At 49.4% G+C, this 15626-nt stretch carries 17 protein-coding genes and 2 tRNA genes; 6 read left to right on the plus strand and 13 right to left on the minus strand.

Annotation, left to right across the window (positions count from 1 at the left end; translation table 11 throughout):
* Nucleotides 1-1862: ATP-dependent DNA helicase RecG (recG, locus tag VFH06_05735; GenBank protein HET6747580.1), on the plus strand; the 1862-nt coding region annotated here is incomplete at its 5' end.
* Nucleotides 1863-1866: 4 nt separating this feature from the next.
* A complete protein-coding gene (locus VFH06_05740) occupies nt 1867-2679 on the plus strand; it encodes a hypothetical protein (GenBank protein ID HET6747581.1) in 813 nt (270 codons plus the stop codon).
* Nucleotides 2680-2772: 93 nt separating this feature from the next.
* On the opposite strand, the gene VFH06_05745 is transcribed toward VFH06_05740, so the two are convergent.
* Both VFH06_05745 and rsmD read right to left on the minus strand, forming a co-directional pair.
* Nucleotides 2773-3282 (minus strand): hypothetical protein, encoded by a 510-nt coding sequence (locus VFH06_05745; protein ID HET6747582.1) that lies wholly within the window; start codon nt 3280-3282, stop codon nt 2773-2775.
* Between the two features lie 17 nt (nt 3283-3299).
* Nucleotides 3300-3845 carry a 16S rRNA (guanine(966)-N(2))-methyltransferase RsmD gene (gene rsmD, locus VFH06_05750; protein ID HET6747583.1) on the minus strand — a complete coding sequence of 182 codons (546 nt, stop codon included), beginning with the start codon at nt 3843-3845 and terminating at the stop codon, nt 3300-3302.
* A gap of 105 nt (nt 3846-3950) precedes the next feature.
* On the opposite strand from rsmD, the gene VFH06_05755 reads away from it, so the two are divergent.
* The gene (locus VFH06_05755) at nt 3951-5066 is read left to right on the plus strand and encodes a glycoside hydrolase family 3 N-terminal domain-containing protein (GenBank protein HET6747584.1); all 1116 of its coding nucleotides are present in this window, start codon (nt 3951-3953) and stop codon (nt 5064-5066) included.
* 115 nt (nt 5067-5181) lie between these two features.
* Here the strand turns inward: VFH06_05755 and VFH06_05760 are convergent, their stop codons facing one another.
* The 3 genes from VFH06_05760 to VFH06_05770 form a co-directional block, all read right to left on the minus strand.
* Complete coding sequence (locus VFH06_05760; protein HET6747585.1) at nt 5182-5433, minus strand: hypothetical protein; 252 nt, start codon at nt 5431-5433, stop codon at nt 5182-5184.
* A 430-nt stretch (nt 5434-5863) separates the two neighbouring features.
* Nucleotides 5864-6178: a hypothetical protein gene (locus VFH06_05765; protein HET6747586.1), complete on the minus strand. Its 315-nt coding sequence runs from the start codon at nt 6176-6178 to the stop codon at nt 5864-5866.
* Between the two features lie 172 nt (nt 6179-6350).
* Nucleotides 6351-6435 (minus strand) — tRNA-Leu (locus VFH06_05770).
* 115 nt (nt 6436-6550) lie between these two features.
* Between VFH06_05770 and VFH06_05775 the strand changes: the two genes are divergently transcribed.
* Both VFH06_05775 and VFH06_05780 read left to right on the plus strand, forming a co-directional pair.
* The gene (locus VFH06_05775) at nt 6551-8176 is read left to right on the plus strand and encodes an FAD-binding oxidoreductase (protein ID HET6747587.1); all 1626 of its coding nucleotides are present in this window, start codon (nt 6551-6553) and stop codon (nt 8174-8176) included.
* A 51-nt stretch (nt 8177-8227) separates the two neighbouring features.
* A tRNA-Leu gene (locus VFH06_05780) sits at nt 8228-8313 on the plus strand.
* Between the two features lie 106 nt (nt 8314-8419).
* Here VFH06_05780 and VFH06_05785 read toward each other — a convergent pair.
* From VFH06_05785 to VFH06_05800, 4 genes are all read right to left on the minus strand, one after another.
* On the minus strand, nt 8420-8752 hold the full coding sequence (locus VFH06_05785; protein ID HET6747588.1) for a hypothetical protein: 333 nt from the start codon (nt 8750-8752) through the stop codon (nt 8420-8422).
* A 68-nt stretch (nt 8753-8820) separates the two neighbouring features.
* On the minus strand, nt 8821-10779 hold the full coding sequence (locus tag VFH06_05790) for a M13 family metallopeptidase (GenBank protein HET6747589.1): 1959 nt from the start codon (nt 10777-10779) through the stop codon (nt 8821-8823).
* A gap of 2 nt (nt 10780-10781) precedes the next feature.
* Entirely contained in the window at nt 10782-11255 is a 474-nt protein-coding gene (locus tag VFH06_05795) for a hypothetical protein (protein ID HET6747590.1), read from the minus strand.
* Nucleotides 11218-11619, minus strand: a complete 402-nt coding sequence (locus VFH06_05800; GenBank protein ID HET6747591.1) for a hypothetical protein — start codon at nt 11617-11619, stop codon at nt 11218-11220. The genes VFH06_05795 and VFH06_05800 overlap by 38 nt, the downstream gene beginning before the upstream one ends.
* Nucleotides 11620-11721: 102 nt before the next feature.
* Here VFH06_05800 and VFH06_05805 point away from each other — a divergent pair, with 102 nt between their 5' ends.
* Nucleotides 11722-12330, plus strand: a complete 609-nt coding sequence (locus tag VFH06_05805) for a TrmH family RNA methyltransferase (GenBank protein ID HET6747592.1) — start codon at nt 11722-11724, stop codon at nt 12328-12330.
* 52 nt (nt 12331-12382) lie between these two features.
* On the opposite strand, the gene VFH06_05810 is transcribed toward VFH06_05805, so the two are convergent.
* The 4 genes from VFH06_05810 to VFH06_05825 form a co-directional block, all read right to left on the minus strand.
* Nucleotides 12383-13837 carry a hypothetical protein gene (locus VFH06_05810; protein ID HET6747593.1) on the minus strand — a complete coding sequence of 485 codons (1455 nt, stop codon included), beginning with the start codon at nt 13835-13837 and terminating at the stop codon, nt 12383-12385.
* 126 nt (nt 13838-13963) lie between these two features.
* Complete coding sequence (locus VFH06_05815; GenBank protein ID HET6747594.1) at nt 13964-14398, minus strand: hypothetical protein; 435 nt, start codon at nt 14396-14398, stop codon at nt 13964-13966.
* Nucleotides 14301-14900: a glycoside hydrolase family 55 protein gene (locus tag VFH06_05820; GenBank protein ID HET6747595.1), complete on the minus strand. Its 600-nt coding sequence runs from the start codon at nt 14898-14900 to the stop codon at nt 14301-14303. The genes VFH06_05815 and VFH06_05820 overlap by 98 nt, the downstream gene beginning before the upstream one ends.
* Before the next feature lie 359 nt (nt 14901-15259).
* Nucleotides 15260-15626: hypothetical protein (locus VFH06_05825; protein HET6747596.1), on the minus strand; the 367-nt coding region annotated here is incomplete at its 5' end.

The raw sequence follows: 15626 nt of genomic DNA on the forward strand, positions 1-15626 counted from the left end.
CAACAATAAAAGCTCGATGTGAAAAAGTAGCGACGCGCCCAGTACGCCGTGGGCTTCGGATTACTACGGCAACACTTGTTGACGAAACGGGTAAGCTTCAGGCCACCTGGTTTAATCAGCCGTATCGTGAAACGCAGCTTAAAGGTGGCGACGAGTTCTTTTTTTCGGGCGAATTTGAGTTCAACTACAATCGATATCAGCTCACTAACCCTAGTGCAGAAAAAGTTAGTGACATGCCAGTCCAGACAGATCGGCTCCTGCCCATTTATCGTTCGATTAAAGGATTAAAGACGCCGCTGGTGCGTAAAATTATGGCAGAATTACGACCGCTCATAACGATGCTGCCAGAGTCCCTTCCCGCCGATATAGTAAAAAAAGAGATATTGCTTACACGAGCCGATGCCTACTTAGCTATTCATTTTCCTAAGACGGCGGAGGATATTAGGCGAGCGAAAGAACGCCTTGCCTTTGAAGAGTTGTTTCAGCTGCTACTGGCGAGTCAGCTCAATAAGCAAGAAAATGCCAAGCTGGTCGGCTGGCATATTCCATTTGATCAGAAAGTGGTTGGCGATTTTGTAAAACAATTGCCCTTTGCGCTGACGGATGCCCAGCGAAGAGCGGCATGGGAGATTATCCAAGATTTTGAGCTTAAGACGCCAATGAATCGACTACTTCAAGGCGACGTGGGCTCTGGTAAGACAGTTGTTGCAGGGCTAGCGGCTAGGCAAGCTGCGCATGCCGGTTTCCAATCTGCCCTTATGGCGCCAACGGAAATCCTTGCCTCTCAGCATGCCAATACGCTCGATGCATTACTTGGCTTCCACGGAGTAAAAGTGGGACTGCTTACGGGAAGTGTAAAGGGTGTCGCGCGCAAAACTCTGTATGAGCAAATTAAAACTGGTGAGGTTGATGTGGTTGTGGGGACCCATGCACTTATTCAGGAGGCGGTTCAATTTCATAAGTTGGGATTCGTGGCGATAGACGAACAACACCGATTTGGCGTCGCGCAGCGGCAAGAGCTGTTAAAAAAATCGAAACATCTTCCGCATCTCTTGGCCATGACAGCCACGCCAATTCCGCGTAGCTTGGCTCTTACCGTGTATGGTGAACTTGATGTGAGTATTCTTAATGAGCTGCCAAAAGGTCGTAAGCCGATCAAAACTAAAATCTGGTCTCCTAATTCCCGCGATCAACTCTACGAGCACATGGATGCGGAGCTCACCAAGGGTCGGCAAGGCTATGTCATTTGCAGCCTGATTGATGATAACCCGGATAATGACGCGAAAAGTGTTGAGGCAGAGTATAGGCGGCTCCATAAAGGCGTATTTACTCATCGGAAGATCGGCTTACTACACGGTAAGATGAAAGCGGAAGAGAAAGATACTGTAATGTCCGACTTTGCGTCTGGCAAGCTGGATATTCTTGTGAGTACCACGGTAGTCGAGGTAGGGGTAGACGTGCCGAATGCGACCGTTATGATGATTGAAAACGCAGACCGCTTTGGCTTAAGTCAGCTTCACCAACTTCGAGGTCGGGTAGGCCGGTCCGAGTATCAGAGCTACTGCTATCTTGTTATGAGTGACAGTAGCAAGCCGAGCCAGCGCCTGAAGGAGATCGAAAAGTCCAACGATGGCTTCTACTTGGCCGAGGTAGACATGAAGCTCCGCGGTCCGGGCGAAATATATGGTCGGGCTCAACATGGGGCGCTTAATCTTCAGATCGCAACACTATCCGATACGAAACTTATTGCTCGGGCGCAAGCCACGGCCAAGCAATTCGTTGCCTCACAGCAAGATCTGTTACAATATAAACAATTAGCCCGAGCGGTCGAGCACTATCAACGGCTAACAACTCTAAACTAACAATATGTATTCTGGAACAACTTTTCGTACCAAATCCGGCCGTGTTATCGGTGTCCATCAAAAGATTGACCGCATTGTTTACCGTCATTTAAAAGATCGCCTTCCGAAACGGCAGTTTTTCCCATCTCTTCACGACATCCTCCATTTCGAAGGAACCAACGGACCAGACGGCATAAAGCGCAAAAGCCCCGCCAAAGATGAGCCATGGCATTACATCGATCCCAAAGACCCCACAGATGTTGCGATCGTTGAAATGATTAATGATCATATCTATAACATGGCGGTGGCCCTGAAATCGAAAGACGAACAAAGGGCGGCTTTTGAGGCAGCTTGGATGGCGCATGCTATCGTTGACGGCCTCACTCCTGCCCATCACTATCCGCTTGATGAAAAGATCGAGGAACTATGGGGTAAGCCTAAAGAAGAGCGCCTGACCATCCTCGATAAAAATGTTATTCGCGGAAGCAGTCGCCGTGATACACTCTCAAAAAACTGGGAGTACTGGGGTGCACGTGGGGTATTTACGAACCATTTTATGTTCGAATGGGGTGTAGCGACTACGATAGCGCCGATTCGTTTTGACGATGCCGCACCTTCAGCCGAAATGTACAAGCGCGCCAAGACAGAAAAGTACGACGGCATTTTTTTAGAGACACTTCAGCGCGTTGCCACCATGGAGATGTACGAAGAATTTAGCAAATTGGGTTGGACGCGGCATCTAGCGCGCGAAACCCGTGATAAGTTACTACCCGAAATTATTCAGGCTGTGACATTGGGATGGTATAAGGCTGTAGTGCTTTCTGGAGAGCTTTCTTAGAGATAGAGATGGATCTCAACGCCGATGGCCGGCCAGGATAGAAGTCTTGTGCCGGCAATGCGTTATTTTAGAAGTATTTTTTATGTTAAAAAATTAGTCGGTATCCATCTGTCGAACAAGGATGGGCTGCTCTTGCGGTTCTGAAATTCGAGTATAGCCTACAGAACTATAGAGATGGGTCGAAGTGTCGCCGTCGGGGTCAAGCTCTACCCATGTTGCGCCACTGAAACTACGAAGATCCTGGTGTGCTGCTAGGAGGAATGCGGTCAAATAATCTCTGCCGGGGTCGGCATATTGAATGAAATCAAGCTTGTGGGAAGCAACTGCTTGATCTGTGGCAAGAACGGATTCGCTGAAACTTGCCAGTGCAAGTAAGGACGCTCGTCGTCCTAATGTATAGACACTTCTTGGCGTCTCGTTATGCCACTCCTGCCACTTTGCCGCAGCTTCTGCGCGCGATAATCGTGGATGTTCGCGCATGCGCGTTACTTCACCGAGCTTGCGTGCAATCGTTTCGTTCCAGCCTTTTCGCACATCAAACGAAGGCCTTGCACACTCAAGAGGAAGAGTAAATTTGTTTTCTATAATTTCTAATTCAGCCATAAAAATAAACGCCTAATTTAGACGTTCTCTCGGCGGTAGAAGGTGAGAAAAGCATTCCCATAACTACGATTGTCCACCACAACAACTCCGTTTTTGGTTGGTTCCTCACCCCTACCCGGGTGTGATAATATCATAGTCCCGCCAGGTTTTAATAGACCAAAAAGCTCCGAGACTGTGGAAAACTGAGGATCGTGGTAGGGCGGATCGGCAAATATTATATCAAATCCATCACCGTTATATCCCTTAGTCCAATTAAGAACGGTGGTTGCGATAGTTTTTGTTGTGTTTTCTACTCCGAGAGTAGCAATGTTTTTATTTAAAATCTTTTGTGCAAGTCGATCCTTTTCAATGAACGTGGCATACTTAGCGCCTCGGCTTAACGCTTCAAGGCCAAGCGCGCCCGTGCCGGCGAATGCATCCAATACTTCTGCGTCAGTAATTTGATCGCCGAGGCTATTGAATAGTGCATTACGCACTCTTTCGCTCATGGGATGAGTCCGATTATTGTCCGGCGCATCTAATTTTCGGCCACCGTATAAGCCGCTGATAATTCGTACGTTCATAGCTAAAGTATATCAAACACACTAAGGATACTGTTATTGCCGGTTTCTGCTATGCATGTCATAATATTCGGGCACGCAAGCAATACCTATCCTGAAAGGTAGAGAATGAGCCGCACAGTGCGTTTTTCGTTGGTTTTGCTGATGGTGAGCGTGTTGGTGTTTGGTACGGCCAGTTGTAGCATGCTCAAGAATCTCGGTAACGATACCACCAGCACCCCCTGCGACTGGACCTTGGATCGTCTTGCGGCACAAGTTGTGGTCGTTCCTGTCGATCAATCTGATCTTGCAGCCGGGGAGTCGGCGGTTGCGGCAGGGGCTGGCGGTATCCTTTTGTTTGGGAAAACGCCGTCGAATATCCGTGTGAAGATTGCCGACCTTGTGAAGCATGCACCGAAGGGCGACATGCCTTTGGTGATGGCCGATCAAGAAGGTGGCGCTGTACAGCGTCTGTCAGGTTTGGTGAGCAAACTGAACTCGGCGCGCTGGATGGCTGATCATTGGTCGACGGAAAAGATCCAAGGCACGTCAAGAGTGCTAGGAGGCCAGATGAAGGAACTAGGGGTCACTATGGATCTGGCTCCCGTGCTTGATCTGGATGCTCAGGCTACGGCACCTAACAGTATGAATGCTGATGGCAATAGGTCGTTTGGTATTGATCCCGTTAAGACGACCCGGGCCGGCCTGGCGTTTGCTCGCGGATTGCAAGATGCCGGCGTGACTCCAGTGGTGAAACATTTCCCAGGATTGGGTGGAACGGTTGGCAACACCGATGACCGACCAGCTCATACGCTTCCATGGGAGCAGCTCCAAAAAGCGGGCGTACGTCCGTTCAAAGCTGCGATCGATGCCGGTATGCCCGCAGTAATGACCGCAAATGCTAGTGTGCCGGGTCTGACAGATCTTCCCGCCAGTATTTCGCCGGAAGTCATGAAGTATTTGCGGCAACAGCTGGGCTTCAAGGGAATGATTATAACCGACAGTCTGTCGGCTAAGGCACTCCTGGATAGCGGCTATTCTCCGCAAAAAGCAGTGGTGGCCGCGCTCAAGGCAGGAGCGGATATGCTTCTCTACGGCACCTCGGGTGTATCGGTGAGCGAGTATGGTTCTGTGACAGCGGCGACAGTTGAGGCGGTCAACCAAGGGCAGCTCACACGTGAGCGGCTGGTGCAAGCAGTTAATGCTGTACGTGCCGTGAAGCATCTCGGTGCTTGTGGTTCGTAATCACAAATGGTTCTCGCCCATCTGCGAAATGCGATGGGCGAGAACGAAAAAATATTATTTCTCAATTATGCGAGCCGTAGGGATATGGAAGTACTCCACATCCCTACGGCCTTTACTATCCGAGCTCGAATGTAGCCGGCTGGGCTGTACGGAGGGGGCAGCGCCCCCTGAGCTTGATTGCTCCGCCGTCTTGAGTCCGCGCCTCCACGAAGAATGTGGAGCCACTACGGAAACGACCCATGTTTGTTACGTTGATCAGGACAGACTTACTTCCATCTGTGGGAGTGAGCTCAACCCACACTTTGTCGTAGCGGAACGAAGCGTGAAGCTCATCCCACGAAACACCCTCATAGATGGGCTCTGACATTGCCGCTCCTCTCGGTGAGTGATCAATAATTATTATAAATATAAATTAAAGGTCATTCAATGGGGTGCGAGTTGTGTGTAGAGAGGGGAGTGCTCGGACAATGCGTATACAAAGCCAGGTGAGCAAAAAGCGTCCCAAGTCGGAACGCTGTTTGCTCATATAAAATCATAGTGCACCATAGCAGACGTTAAGATAACTTTTCCGGATGATGTAGATGAGGATATTCGTGAGCTGCTGGCTAATGCCGATAAAAAGGAGCTCGAATGATCTCCCGAATATTCCATAGTAAATGTCTAGCTGGTAGCTTCGCAGCTTAAAAACGGATTGCCATCCCTTTCGCCTATCCCGATGCTTCAGTTTAGCTAAATCTCGGGATAGGCCCGGTGCCGGCGTCCGAAGACGCGAGCACCGGGGTGGCCATGTAACCATGTCAAAGGTGTTCTTGACCTATAGCTTTATCACTGAGGGCTGGAAGAATGATTTGATCATCGAGATGTGGCAATCGGCGCTTGCTGCGTGGCTGGTCTGCTGGCTCGCAACGGTCTGCGCAAGCTGCAAGCCAATCGTCAAATTGACGTTTTCTAGGGCCGCGTAAAGTAATTTTCACGTAGTTGTAGTCTTCGGTCAACGAAGTCATTAGCTCGCCGTCATCATAGATTGTCACCGCATGCCAATCGCGGGGCCTAAGCGCTCGGCTGGTTTCACAAATACCCTCTAAGATCGCCAGATCATATGAGGACAACATTGCTTCTCCTCTCAAGAATGAGCCTTACCAAGAGTAACATGGGGTATTTAATCCTGCAAAGACAGATATAAGCGAGAGAGCCATGGAACATGTCCCAACAGATAGGAGATTATTATAAAAAAGCTCCATAAAATATGGAACCTTTCTATCTGGAATAAATTGAATCAGACCTTGGTGCGCGAGAAAGGACTTGAACCTTCACGCCCGAAGGCACATGCTCCTAAGGCATGCGTGTCTACCAATTCCACCACTCGCGCATAAAAATTGGTATTTCTCATTATAACAGATTATTTCTTGATGAAAAGCTGTTAATTTAAAGCGCTTGTGGTATCATGAAAGCAATGCATGTAAGGGGTAGATGAGGGAATAGTAATGAGTAAGGTTGCTGAATATTTGCAAGAGCATATCACGGGTGAGATTTCAGTGCATCCCGCGATCCTTAACGCCATGAGTCACGACGCGAGCATCTTGGAACTAAAGCCGGAGATGGTTATATATCCGCGCGTGACGAACGATATTCGAAAAGTAGCTCGATTTTCCTGGCAGCTAGCAGAAAAAGGGCACGTGTTGCCGCTCACGGCACGTGGATATGGCACCGATGAGACCGGCGGTGCAATTGGAAAGGGTGCCGTACTTGTGACGACAGCTCACATGAATAAACTTCTCGAATTTGATCCCAAGCAAAAACTTATTCGCATCCAGCCGGGCCTTAATGCCAAGTCACTTAATGATGCGCTCGCCCTTCATGGACTGGCAATTCCTGCTCTTCCGCCTTCTGCGCTCTATTCTTCAATTGGGGGGATTATAGCAAGTAACGCATCGGGGCTCCTCTCGGGCCAATATGGCGACATGCACACATGGGCTTATCAGCTTGAAGTGGTACTTGCGAACGGAGACGTACTCCAAACGGAGCGTATCTCAAAGCGCGAACTTGCCCGCCGGAAGGGTCTCCAGACATTCGAGGGGGAGATATACCGAACTGTCGATAACCTTATTGAAGATAACAAGCAACTTATTGAAGAGAAGATAGGGACAGATGGGTACGATGCCTCGGGGTACAGTGCGATCGCCAAAGTAAAGCAGCGCGATGGATCGTTTGACCTCGCACCGCTTCTCGTTGGCTCTCAGGGAACATTGGGTATTATCTCGGAGATGATCATTCGGGCCGATTTCACGAGTATGCATCTTGGAGTCCTTGTGGCAGCCTTTCCTACCAAAGAAGCCGCGCGCGATAGTATCGATGAGTTACGCCAGCTTGAACCAGCCCTTCTTGAGTATTTTGATGGTGACTTGTTTGATATTGCGGCATCGGCAGGAAAGCGATACGGTTTTCTTTCAGAGGGTGCAATGGGTGGTGTTGTGATAATTGGTTTCAATGATTTTAGTGATCATAATCGCCGGAAGAAGCTTAAAAAAGCAGAGAAAATGCTCGGCCGTACCGAAGCGAACGTGATTGTTGCTGAGGGCGAAGATGGAGCTACGTTACTTGCCGCACGGGAAGTGACAAATGCACTTGTTATGCCGAATAAAACAGGAGCTTCAGCTCCACCACTGCTCGACGGTGCGTATGTTCCCGGCGAACGTTTAGAAGAGTTTTCGAAAGCATTAGAAGCGCTAGCGCTCAAATACCATGTCGAGCTTCCGCTCCATGTTGATATGCTAACGGGTATTATTTATACGCGCCCGATTCTTTATATGCATAAGGTGAGTGATAGGCAGAAGATTCTGAAGCTTGTCGATGAATACGCGGCGCTCGTTGCGTACCATAACGGATGCTTTGTTGCTGAAGGCGGCGAAGGAAGATTGAAAGCTCGCTTTGCCTATGCGCAGCTCGATGACGACGTAAAGGAACTCTATGCGGATATCAAAGCAGCGTTCGACCCATACGGTATTTTAAATCCAGGCGTCAAGCAAGAAGTTGAAGTACGTCAGCTTGTAGCGATGCTCCGCAAGGATTACGATACGGCTCGCTTTGCGAACTACTCGCTGTATGCCTAAGAGCTCCCCTTGCGCGTCTCTTTAAAACTCTGTATCATAACAGAAGTACACGCGCGAGTGGCGGAATGGTAGACGCGCTAGCTTCAGGTGCTAGTGTCCTTTGGGATGTGGAGGTTCAAGTCCTCTCTCGCGTACCAATGAAAAAACCAGATGAGTGTATCTGGTTTTTTCATTGGTAAATCGGTGTAGTTGGTTTACAGTTAAGGATTTATAGGCACGATCCTTAACTGTAAACCGATGGTGTTACTCTCGAGTGCTTTTCCTGTACCAGCTTCTGAGGCGATCGCCGAACTCCCACGTTTCGGCCAAATAGTTGACAAAAAGATTGCAGACCTTTCCGCCAAACTCGGTACTAGGGATGCTGCTCATGAGTGAGTTGTAGGTTGTTTGTGCGGCCTCCGCGAAAGAGGTGTCATCCGCATTCCAGTCCCAGCTCTCCTCGATTACCTCGGCCCACTTTTCGGCAGCATTCAAGTACGCCAGCATCAGTTCGCGCTCGTACCCGGGAGGGCCACTTTCTGCACCCTCAGCTTGCCGACGCCAAGCTTTACGAGCTTCTTTATCCCTTACGCGCATGGCAGCTCCTTAGAGCGAGGAAACGTAACACCTTCTAGTATATTACGAATAGAAGAATGATATGCAACTTACCAAATACGTGCCCGCATGTCGGGCGATCTGTAGAGGGCATCATGCTCCGTCACTCTGAATACCTCAACGAAGTCATCGACGTGTTGTAGCATGCCATTGACGCGAAAAATTGAAGCAGGATGCCAATCGGTAAGCGTATATTCACGCAATTTTTCATCACGAATATTCGAACATTCAATAAAGGCGCAATTAAAGAAAAAGAGCTCCAAGTGCGAATACGAGAAGCCCTCGGGCTTTGATGAAATATCGGTACCAAGGCTCTTTTTAAGTGCATGAAGGGCGATTTCTATACCGCCAAGATCCGCAATGCTTTCTCCAATTACGAGTTCACCTTTTAAGTTAAGATCAGGAAGAACCTGGAAGTTGTTTGCCTGATCAATAATAACTTGTGCTCGCTTGGCAAAAGCGTCGCGCTCCTCCTCGGTTTGCCATGCTTTTACGTTGCCATTAGCATCGAATTGGTAGCCTTGGTCATCGAACCCGTGAGTAAGCTCATGGCCAATGACACTTCCGATACCCGCCATATTTGTCGCAATAGGGGCGAGCGGATCGAAAAATGGTGCTTGAAGGATCGCAGCGGGGAAGCAAATAACAAGTCGGGTGGGGTCATTGTAGGCATTGACCGTTTGTGGGTTCATAAACCAATCTTCGCGCGAAGTTGGCTGGTGAAGTTTTTTCAGCCAGTATTGAGTCTCAAACTTGCTGGCTTCAATAATATTTTGCAAATACGAATCGGGCGTTACGGTAAGTTCTGAGAAGTCGCGCCACTTGTCTGGGTAGCCGATAAGTACCTTCATATTTTCGAGTTTCTTTTTGGCGTACTTCTTAGTTGAGTCACTCATCCAATCCAGCGCGTCGATCCGCTCGCTGTACGCATCGCGCACCTCTTCTACAAGTTCAAGGACAGTCTGTTTGGATGATTCAGGAAAATAGCGCTCTGCATATAATTGACCCGTCGCCTGGCCAATACAGGCATCGGCGGCACGCACCACACGTTTCCATAGCGGTTTCATTTCGGTCGCTCCAGAAAGCACTTTTCCAAAGAACGAAAAATGGAGCTTTGCGTACTTTTCGTTAACTTTGCTCATACATGCGGTAATAAGGCGCCATTTAAGGTAGGTTTTCCAGGTATCCAAGGGTACGGTATCAATGAGAGAGTTTATGAAGGCGAGGACCTCGGGCTGATCGATGCTTAAATCCTCTTGAGGAAGCCAGCCGAGGCCGTTGGCATAAGCGGCCCAATCTATGTAAGGGTAATTTGCTTGAAGATCAGTGTAACCAACACGATTAAAGTTACCTTCTACATCACGAAGTGCACTCGAGGTGCGATTTTTCTGTGCAATATTGGTTTCAAATGTAATAATTGTTTCCCATAGGTCGTCACTAGAGGCGGCGAGATCGGGGAATTCTTGATGAACTTGTTTTAAGAATATCTTGTATGCGTCACGAATTTTCTTCATGGGTTCGGCATCATCAAGGTAATAGTCGCGGTCGGGGAGTGTAAGGCTGGGCTGATGAAGGTGAAAGATGTGCCTTGAGCTATCGTCGTGATCGGAATCAATCCACATATACCATGGAACGTTGATGTCAATTGCATGCATGGTGCCAAAAAAATGAGAGAGATCTCGGGGTGATGCGATGTCATTCACGGAGGCGAGGAGCTGCTTTAAGACGGAGAGGTTCTTTGCGCCATTGGTATCATACTGCATGCCGGCAATGTAAAAGTCTCGTGCTTGTTGTTCGATACTATTTTTAGCAATGTCTGGCGTGTTTTCGAGAGAGGTAAACAGGTGCCGCATTGCCTTTTCGGCTTCATCGCGAAGGACATCAAAGATACCCCATCGCACTTCACTTGCGGGAATAGGATTTTCTTTGAGCCAGGCATTGTTAACGTAGTGAAAAAAATCATCTTGAGGACGCACGGATGTATCCAGTTGATTTAGATTAAGCTGCATAATTATTTTTCTCCTTTATGAATGGCAAGAGGGCTGGTATTTGCCGCGACGCCAAAGGCGAGCGCCACTATAGCGACATTCTTGATGATGTATTGGCCTTCTAGTGTTGGAATGAAGGGGGCTTGCCAAGTTAGCTCGGGCACCAGTACCAAGGGGCCGCAGACGATAATTATATGAAGAAGCAGTAACGGAATGACGACTCGTACTGCCTTTGGGATTAAAAATAGGATTCCGATCAAACACTCGATAAAGGCGAGAGTAGTGAAAAGCGGGCCGAAAAGTTCTGGCCCTACAGTACGCACGGTTAATGCCTCGGCAAGCGGTCCGGCGGGGCTGAGGCCAGTTAACTTAATAAACCCGAACCAAAAAAAGACAATAAAGAGCGCAACGCGGGCGAGAGGGAGGTAGGTGTTTTTGAAAAAATTGATGATTCGTTCGTCAAGGCTTTTTAAAGCTGGCTTTTTGTGATGCGTCATGAGTAAAATTATACACCACGTTAGATATAGAGCAGTCGGCCAGCCGGCGTTCCCTGGCTGGTTGTCGATATAGCCTTGAGGGCGAGATCGACCCCATCAGTTGTACGTCGTCCCAGGACAGCCTCGGGCTGGCCCACGACACCCCTTCGAATTGAATCTCGCAGGAACGGGCCATCGCGGCCGACGCCCATTCGGGCAGAGTCGGGCCGTCGGAAGCAACGATACTTCCAGGATCCTTGTCTTGTCCGAAGTCGAAAACCGCAGTCGCGAGGTGACCATGCTTGTAGATGAACGATTCTCCGGTTTTCACCGGAACACGCTCATCCAGTGCATCGTTGGCCACGAACTCAAGCGTGATTTTCACGTAACCTCCTCATTGCAACGGAACACATATTATTATTTATAATTTATGTCAATATAGGCATAAGCATAAAGCTGTTGACGTGTAGCCTATAATGAGAGACATATGAACATCAGACTCATAGGTGCTAAACCGTACCCAAAACCATGGCCAGATGACCCGCGTTACGATCCAGAGCTCCTCGAAAAAGGAGATACACGCAATGTTGAAGATAAATATCGTTACTGGACAGTTGAAGCTATAAAGGCTGATCTTGATATGAAGCGCACCGACCTTCATGTTGCTATTGAAAATTGGCAGCACGACCTTAATATCGGTACCATTGTTCGAACAGCTAACGCATTTAACGCTGCCGCCGTTCATGTTATTGGTAAGCGCCACTGGAATCGCCGAGGTGCCATGGTAACTGATAGATATCTCACCATACATCACCATAGAACTATCGAGGAGTTTAAGACGGCAATTGGAGGCAGGCGTATCGTTGTCGTGGATAATCTCGAAGGCGCGCAGGATCTATCGAAGGTGGTGCTTCCCGAGCATGCCGTGCTGGTGTTTGGAGGTGAAGGCCCGGGCGTAAGCCGAGCCATGTGCAAAGAAGCTGAAATGATGGTAAAAATTGAGCAGTTCGGCAGTACGCGCTCGGTAAACGTGGGTGTCGCCGCCGGAATTGTGATGTACGCCTGGATGAGCCAGTATATCCTTGGAAAGAGATGAGGTGATTTTTGTAGAACAGGCAAAGCGCGGGGTGGCGCTTTGCCTGTTCATGTTAAAGAAGACATCCGGTGTGATACTTGAGGCACCGGTACCGCACGAGGAAGGCCCAGGCGTCAAACGTTGTTTCGCTATTTGATGGTGCGATGCCAACGTACTCAGCGGGCATAGAAGCCTCGCCGATGAGAGCCATGGTGACGCCACTGAGGAATGACCCTTTAGGCGGCGCAAACTTTCCATTTGTATCCCAGTATACCGGGAATGAGCCGTTCTGTACGGGGCGGTACGCGTTACCCTGAGGCATCCTCACGATACCATCGGTGATCTGAACGGCCAGGGTAAAATGGGCAGCGGCATCGGCAAAGCGTAGAGCTGTCTGGTCGCCGTAGCGATAACCAAGCTCTGCCTCAAGCGCTCCATATACAAAAGTCCTGATTCCGCTAGCAACGTCGATGCAGTCAAAAGGAGTGCACGACGGAATTCCATTTCCGGTGCGTCCCCATTGTCTGCGGAGGAGCTCGGCGGCAGCTTTGGGTGTGTCTGCCTGAAGCCACAAATCTTTGAAGGGCGACTGCTCGTACGCATGGCTAGGGTCCTGGTATTTTTGCAGAACCTGAAGCGCATATGTTGCCTGGAGGAACGGATCGCGCGCTCCGGCATCGAGGTAAGCCCACAGAGCTTTGCACGCCTTGCTATGGTACGGGTAAGCTAGTGGATTCGCGTCAGGCAGGTGCTCGCAGTCTTGGTATGCTGTCTGGTCTAGCGGTAGTGTGCTCTCTTGAGATGTAGCACGCCTAAACAACACCGCCCTGACGTCACGTTCAGGAGCATACCCTTCGGAAGTCAAAAAATGGAGCAGCGCACCGGCTTTTTTAGCATCGCCTCGTGCGGTCCAGTACATGTATGCCTGCTGGGTGGCATGACGTACGGTATACCGAAGCGAGGCGAGACTTGAAGCGGCATGCCCGTGAAATACCGTAGAAGAAACAAGCAAAACGGAGTTTTTGTAGGTGCCGAGTCGTGTTGGCCCTAGCCACACCACCGCTTGCCGTTTCACATCATGTGGCGTGAGAGTAAGGTCGAATTCTCCTCCTGGCTGCCAGGCGATGTGTACCATGGCAGTGAACGCTCCGTCGTCAAACGAAACCCGGTAGCTTTCGTCAGCATAGCCACTCTCCTCGGCCTCGATTGTCGAGCTCGAATCTTCCCCCAGGAGTGACCGGCGGTTCTCCTGCGGAAAAAACACCCTGAGCGGAATACCGTAATATTCACTTTGAACCGCTTCCCCTTCATCAAGGGGCTTGTAGAGCCCATCGAGGTACACTTGAGCACCCAAAATCGCTTCGTCAAGCTCCGCAAGAGTAGGTGCCGTGATGCTTGGTGGCGATGGCGGTGTGAGTAAGCTATCTCGCGTACATACGGCGCACACCGCTGAAAAGATCAATCCTATCAGCGTAATGACAACCCACAACAGGCCACTTTTTATTCGTCCTTTCCAGATCGACGACACGGTAGTCTCTCCTGTTCGAAAGTCTTCCTAACATGTCAAAACCGAGCCTTGGTAGCTCGGTACTCCGCCCGAAAGTCCGGACGGCCTATCTAGTTATAAGGAACCTTTTTTTCTTTGTCAACGAAGTCACGCGGTAAGGTTATTTACGACAAGTTTGTTTGCCCCTGTGCCGTTATCGTCGATTTTAGGGGTGTTATTATTTCCGTGACAATCATTACCGATAATTCGATAATGATCAGATGTGCCAGGGTCAATATGAATGGCATAGCCTTGGGTGTCGCCTTGCTGAAAACCTCCGCCAATCCTACACCCCATGACAGAAAACTCGCTCACATCACCACCTACTTCTACGCCGTGACGCGCTGCTGATACGGTTTGAGAGTTGGCGATAATATCACAATCAGAAATATGTACATCTTGCCCGCCCGCAAGACGAAAACCGGCGAGCCCGTTATGGAATACTTTACCGCCTACCCAGCGAACGCCCTGTACGATACCGCTCCAGCCATATCCGATAAGCTTTGTTAAGTACGATAGCTGCGCCTGCGCTTTTTTGACCATCTGATGAAATTTTAAGGTTGGAAACACCGGCAAAACTGACTGTTGCACCTCCGTTCCCGATTTTAATAACATCTATACCCGAAGCGGAAGCAGCGACACGCAGCACAGTGCCGGCCCCTGCGCCCATGAGTCGCGCTCCCTCACCAAGCTGAATCGGTGATGAAATGACATATGTTCCTGCTGGTACAAAAACAGTACCGCCAGCGGCAGGAAGGTTATTTAAGGCTGCTTGAATGGCAGAGGTATCGTCGTGAACACCATTGCCAAGTGCGCCAAAATCTTTTACGTTGAGGGCGAAGGAAGCCTTGTTGAGGCTGGTTTGCACGCCCGTAGAGAGATCACTTACAGGAATACCATTTGCTGGCTTTTGGTAATAGGCTGCGAGTGTACCGTCATCCCGTATCTTTAGCGTACCGTCAGCAGTATGCTCTTGAAGTAAATAATTATTTAATAATTCGCCCCACGCTCCGTTGTCTTGGCCTGGTGTTGGTAGTCGTGCCATAAGTGTTTTGTCCTTCCTCTGGTTTTTGGCATCAAACAAAAACACCGATGAAAATCATCGAGTGCTTCGTAAATTTACACGTGCCTGCACAATCAAACCCCCGTAGAATCATGCAAGCAGAATCCGTGAGGACAGCTATTGCGCAGGGTGTCTACACCTAGCAGGGGTACTATCCACTGCATTACGCAATTGCTGCCCATTCCGAATAGTGGATAGTATCACTAAAACGATACCATTAGCACGTTCCCGTAATATAAGACTAAGTGTAGACATAAGCAGTATACCAAATAAATAGAGGGTGTAAATACCAAACTGATCAAAATTTTAGATCGATTTAATAATAGGGGGATATTGACAGATTATTCCTTTGTTGTAAGGTTGTAGGGAACCATCCTTCGAGATCGGAGAAATCCATGACCTACTTGATCGCACTGATCGTGGCGGCTATGGCGGGAGCGCTGTGTGTTCGTCGGGCGTACCAGAGTACGCGCGCAGTCCAGACGCACAAGACGAAGGCCTACGGCCGTTGGGCGTACCTGCTCGGCGGTGTCTCGAGTATTGCGCTGATCTGGGCCTCGCAGCTCCAACGCGGTTTTGCATTCCCCCTGGTCATTTTCCTGCTTCTGGCGGGAGCGCTGGCGGGTGTGGGTGTGCTGGCAGCCCGCCGCAAGACGAGCAGCGAATCCAGCCCGGCGTAGGTTCTTCTCGTATCTCGGCATCTCTTTT

Source organism: Candidatus Saccharimonadales bacterium, assembly GCA_035697325.1.
Classification (GTDB): Bacteria; Patescibacteriota; Saccharimonadia; order Saccharimonadales; family Saccharimonadaceae; genus JALRBM01.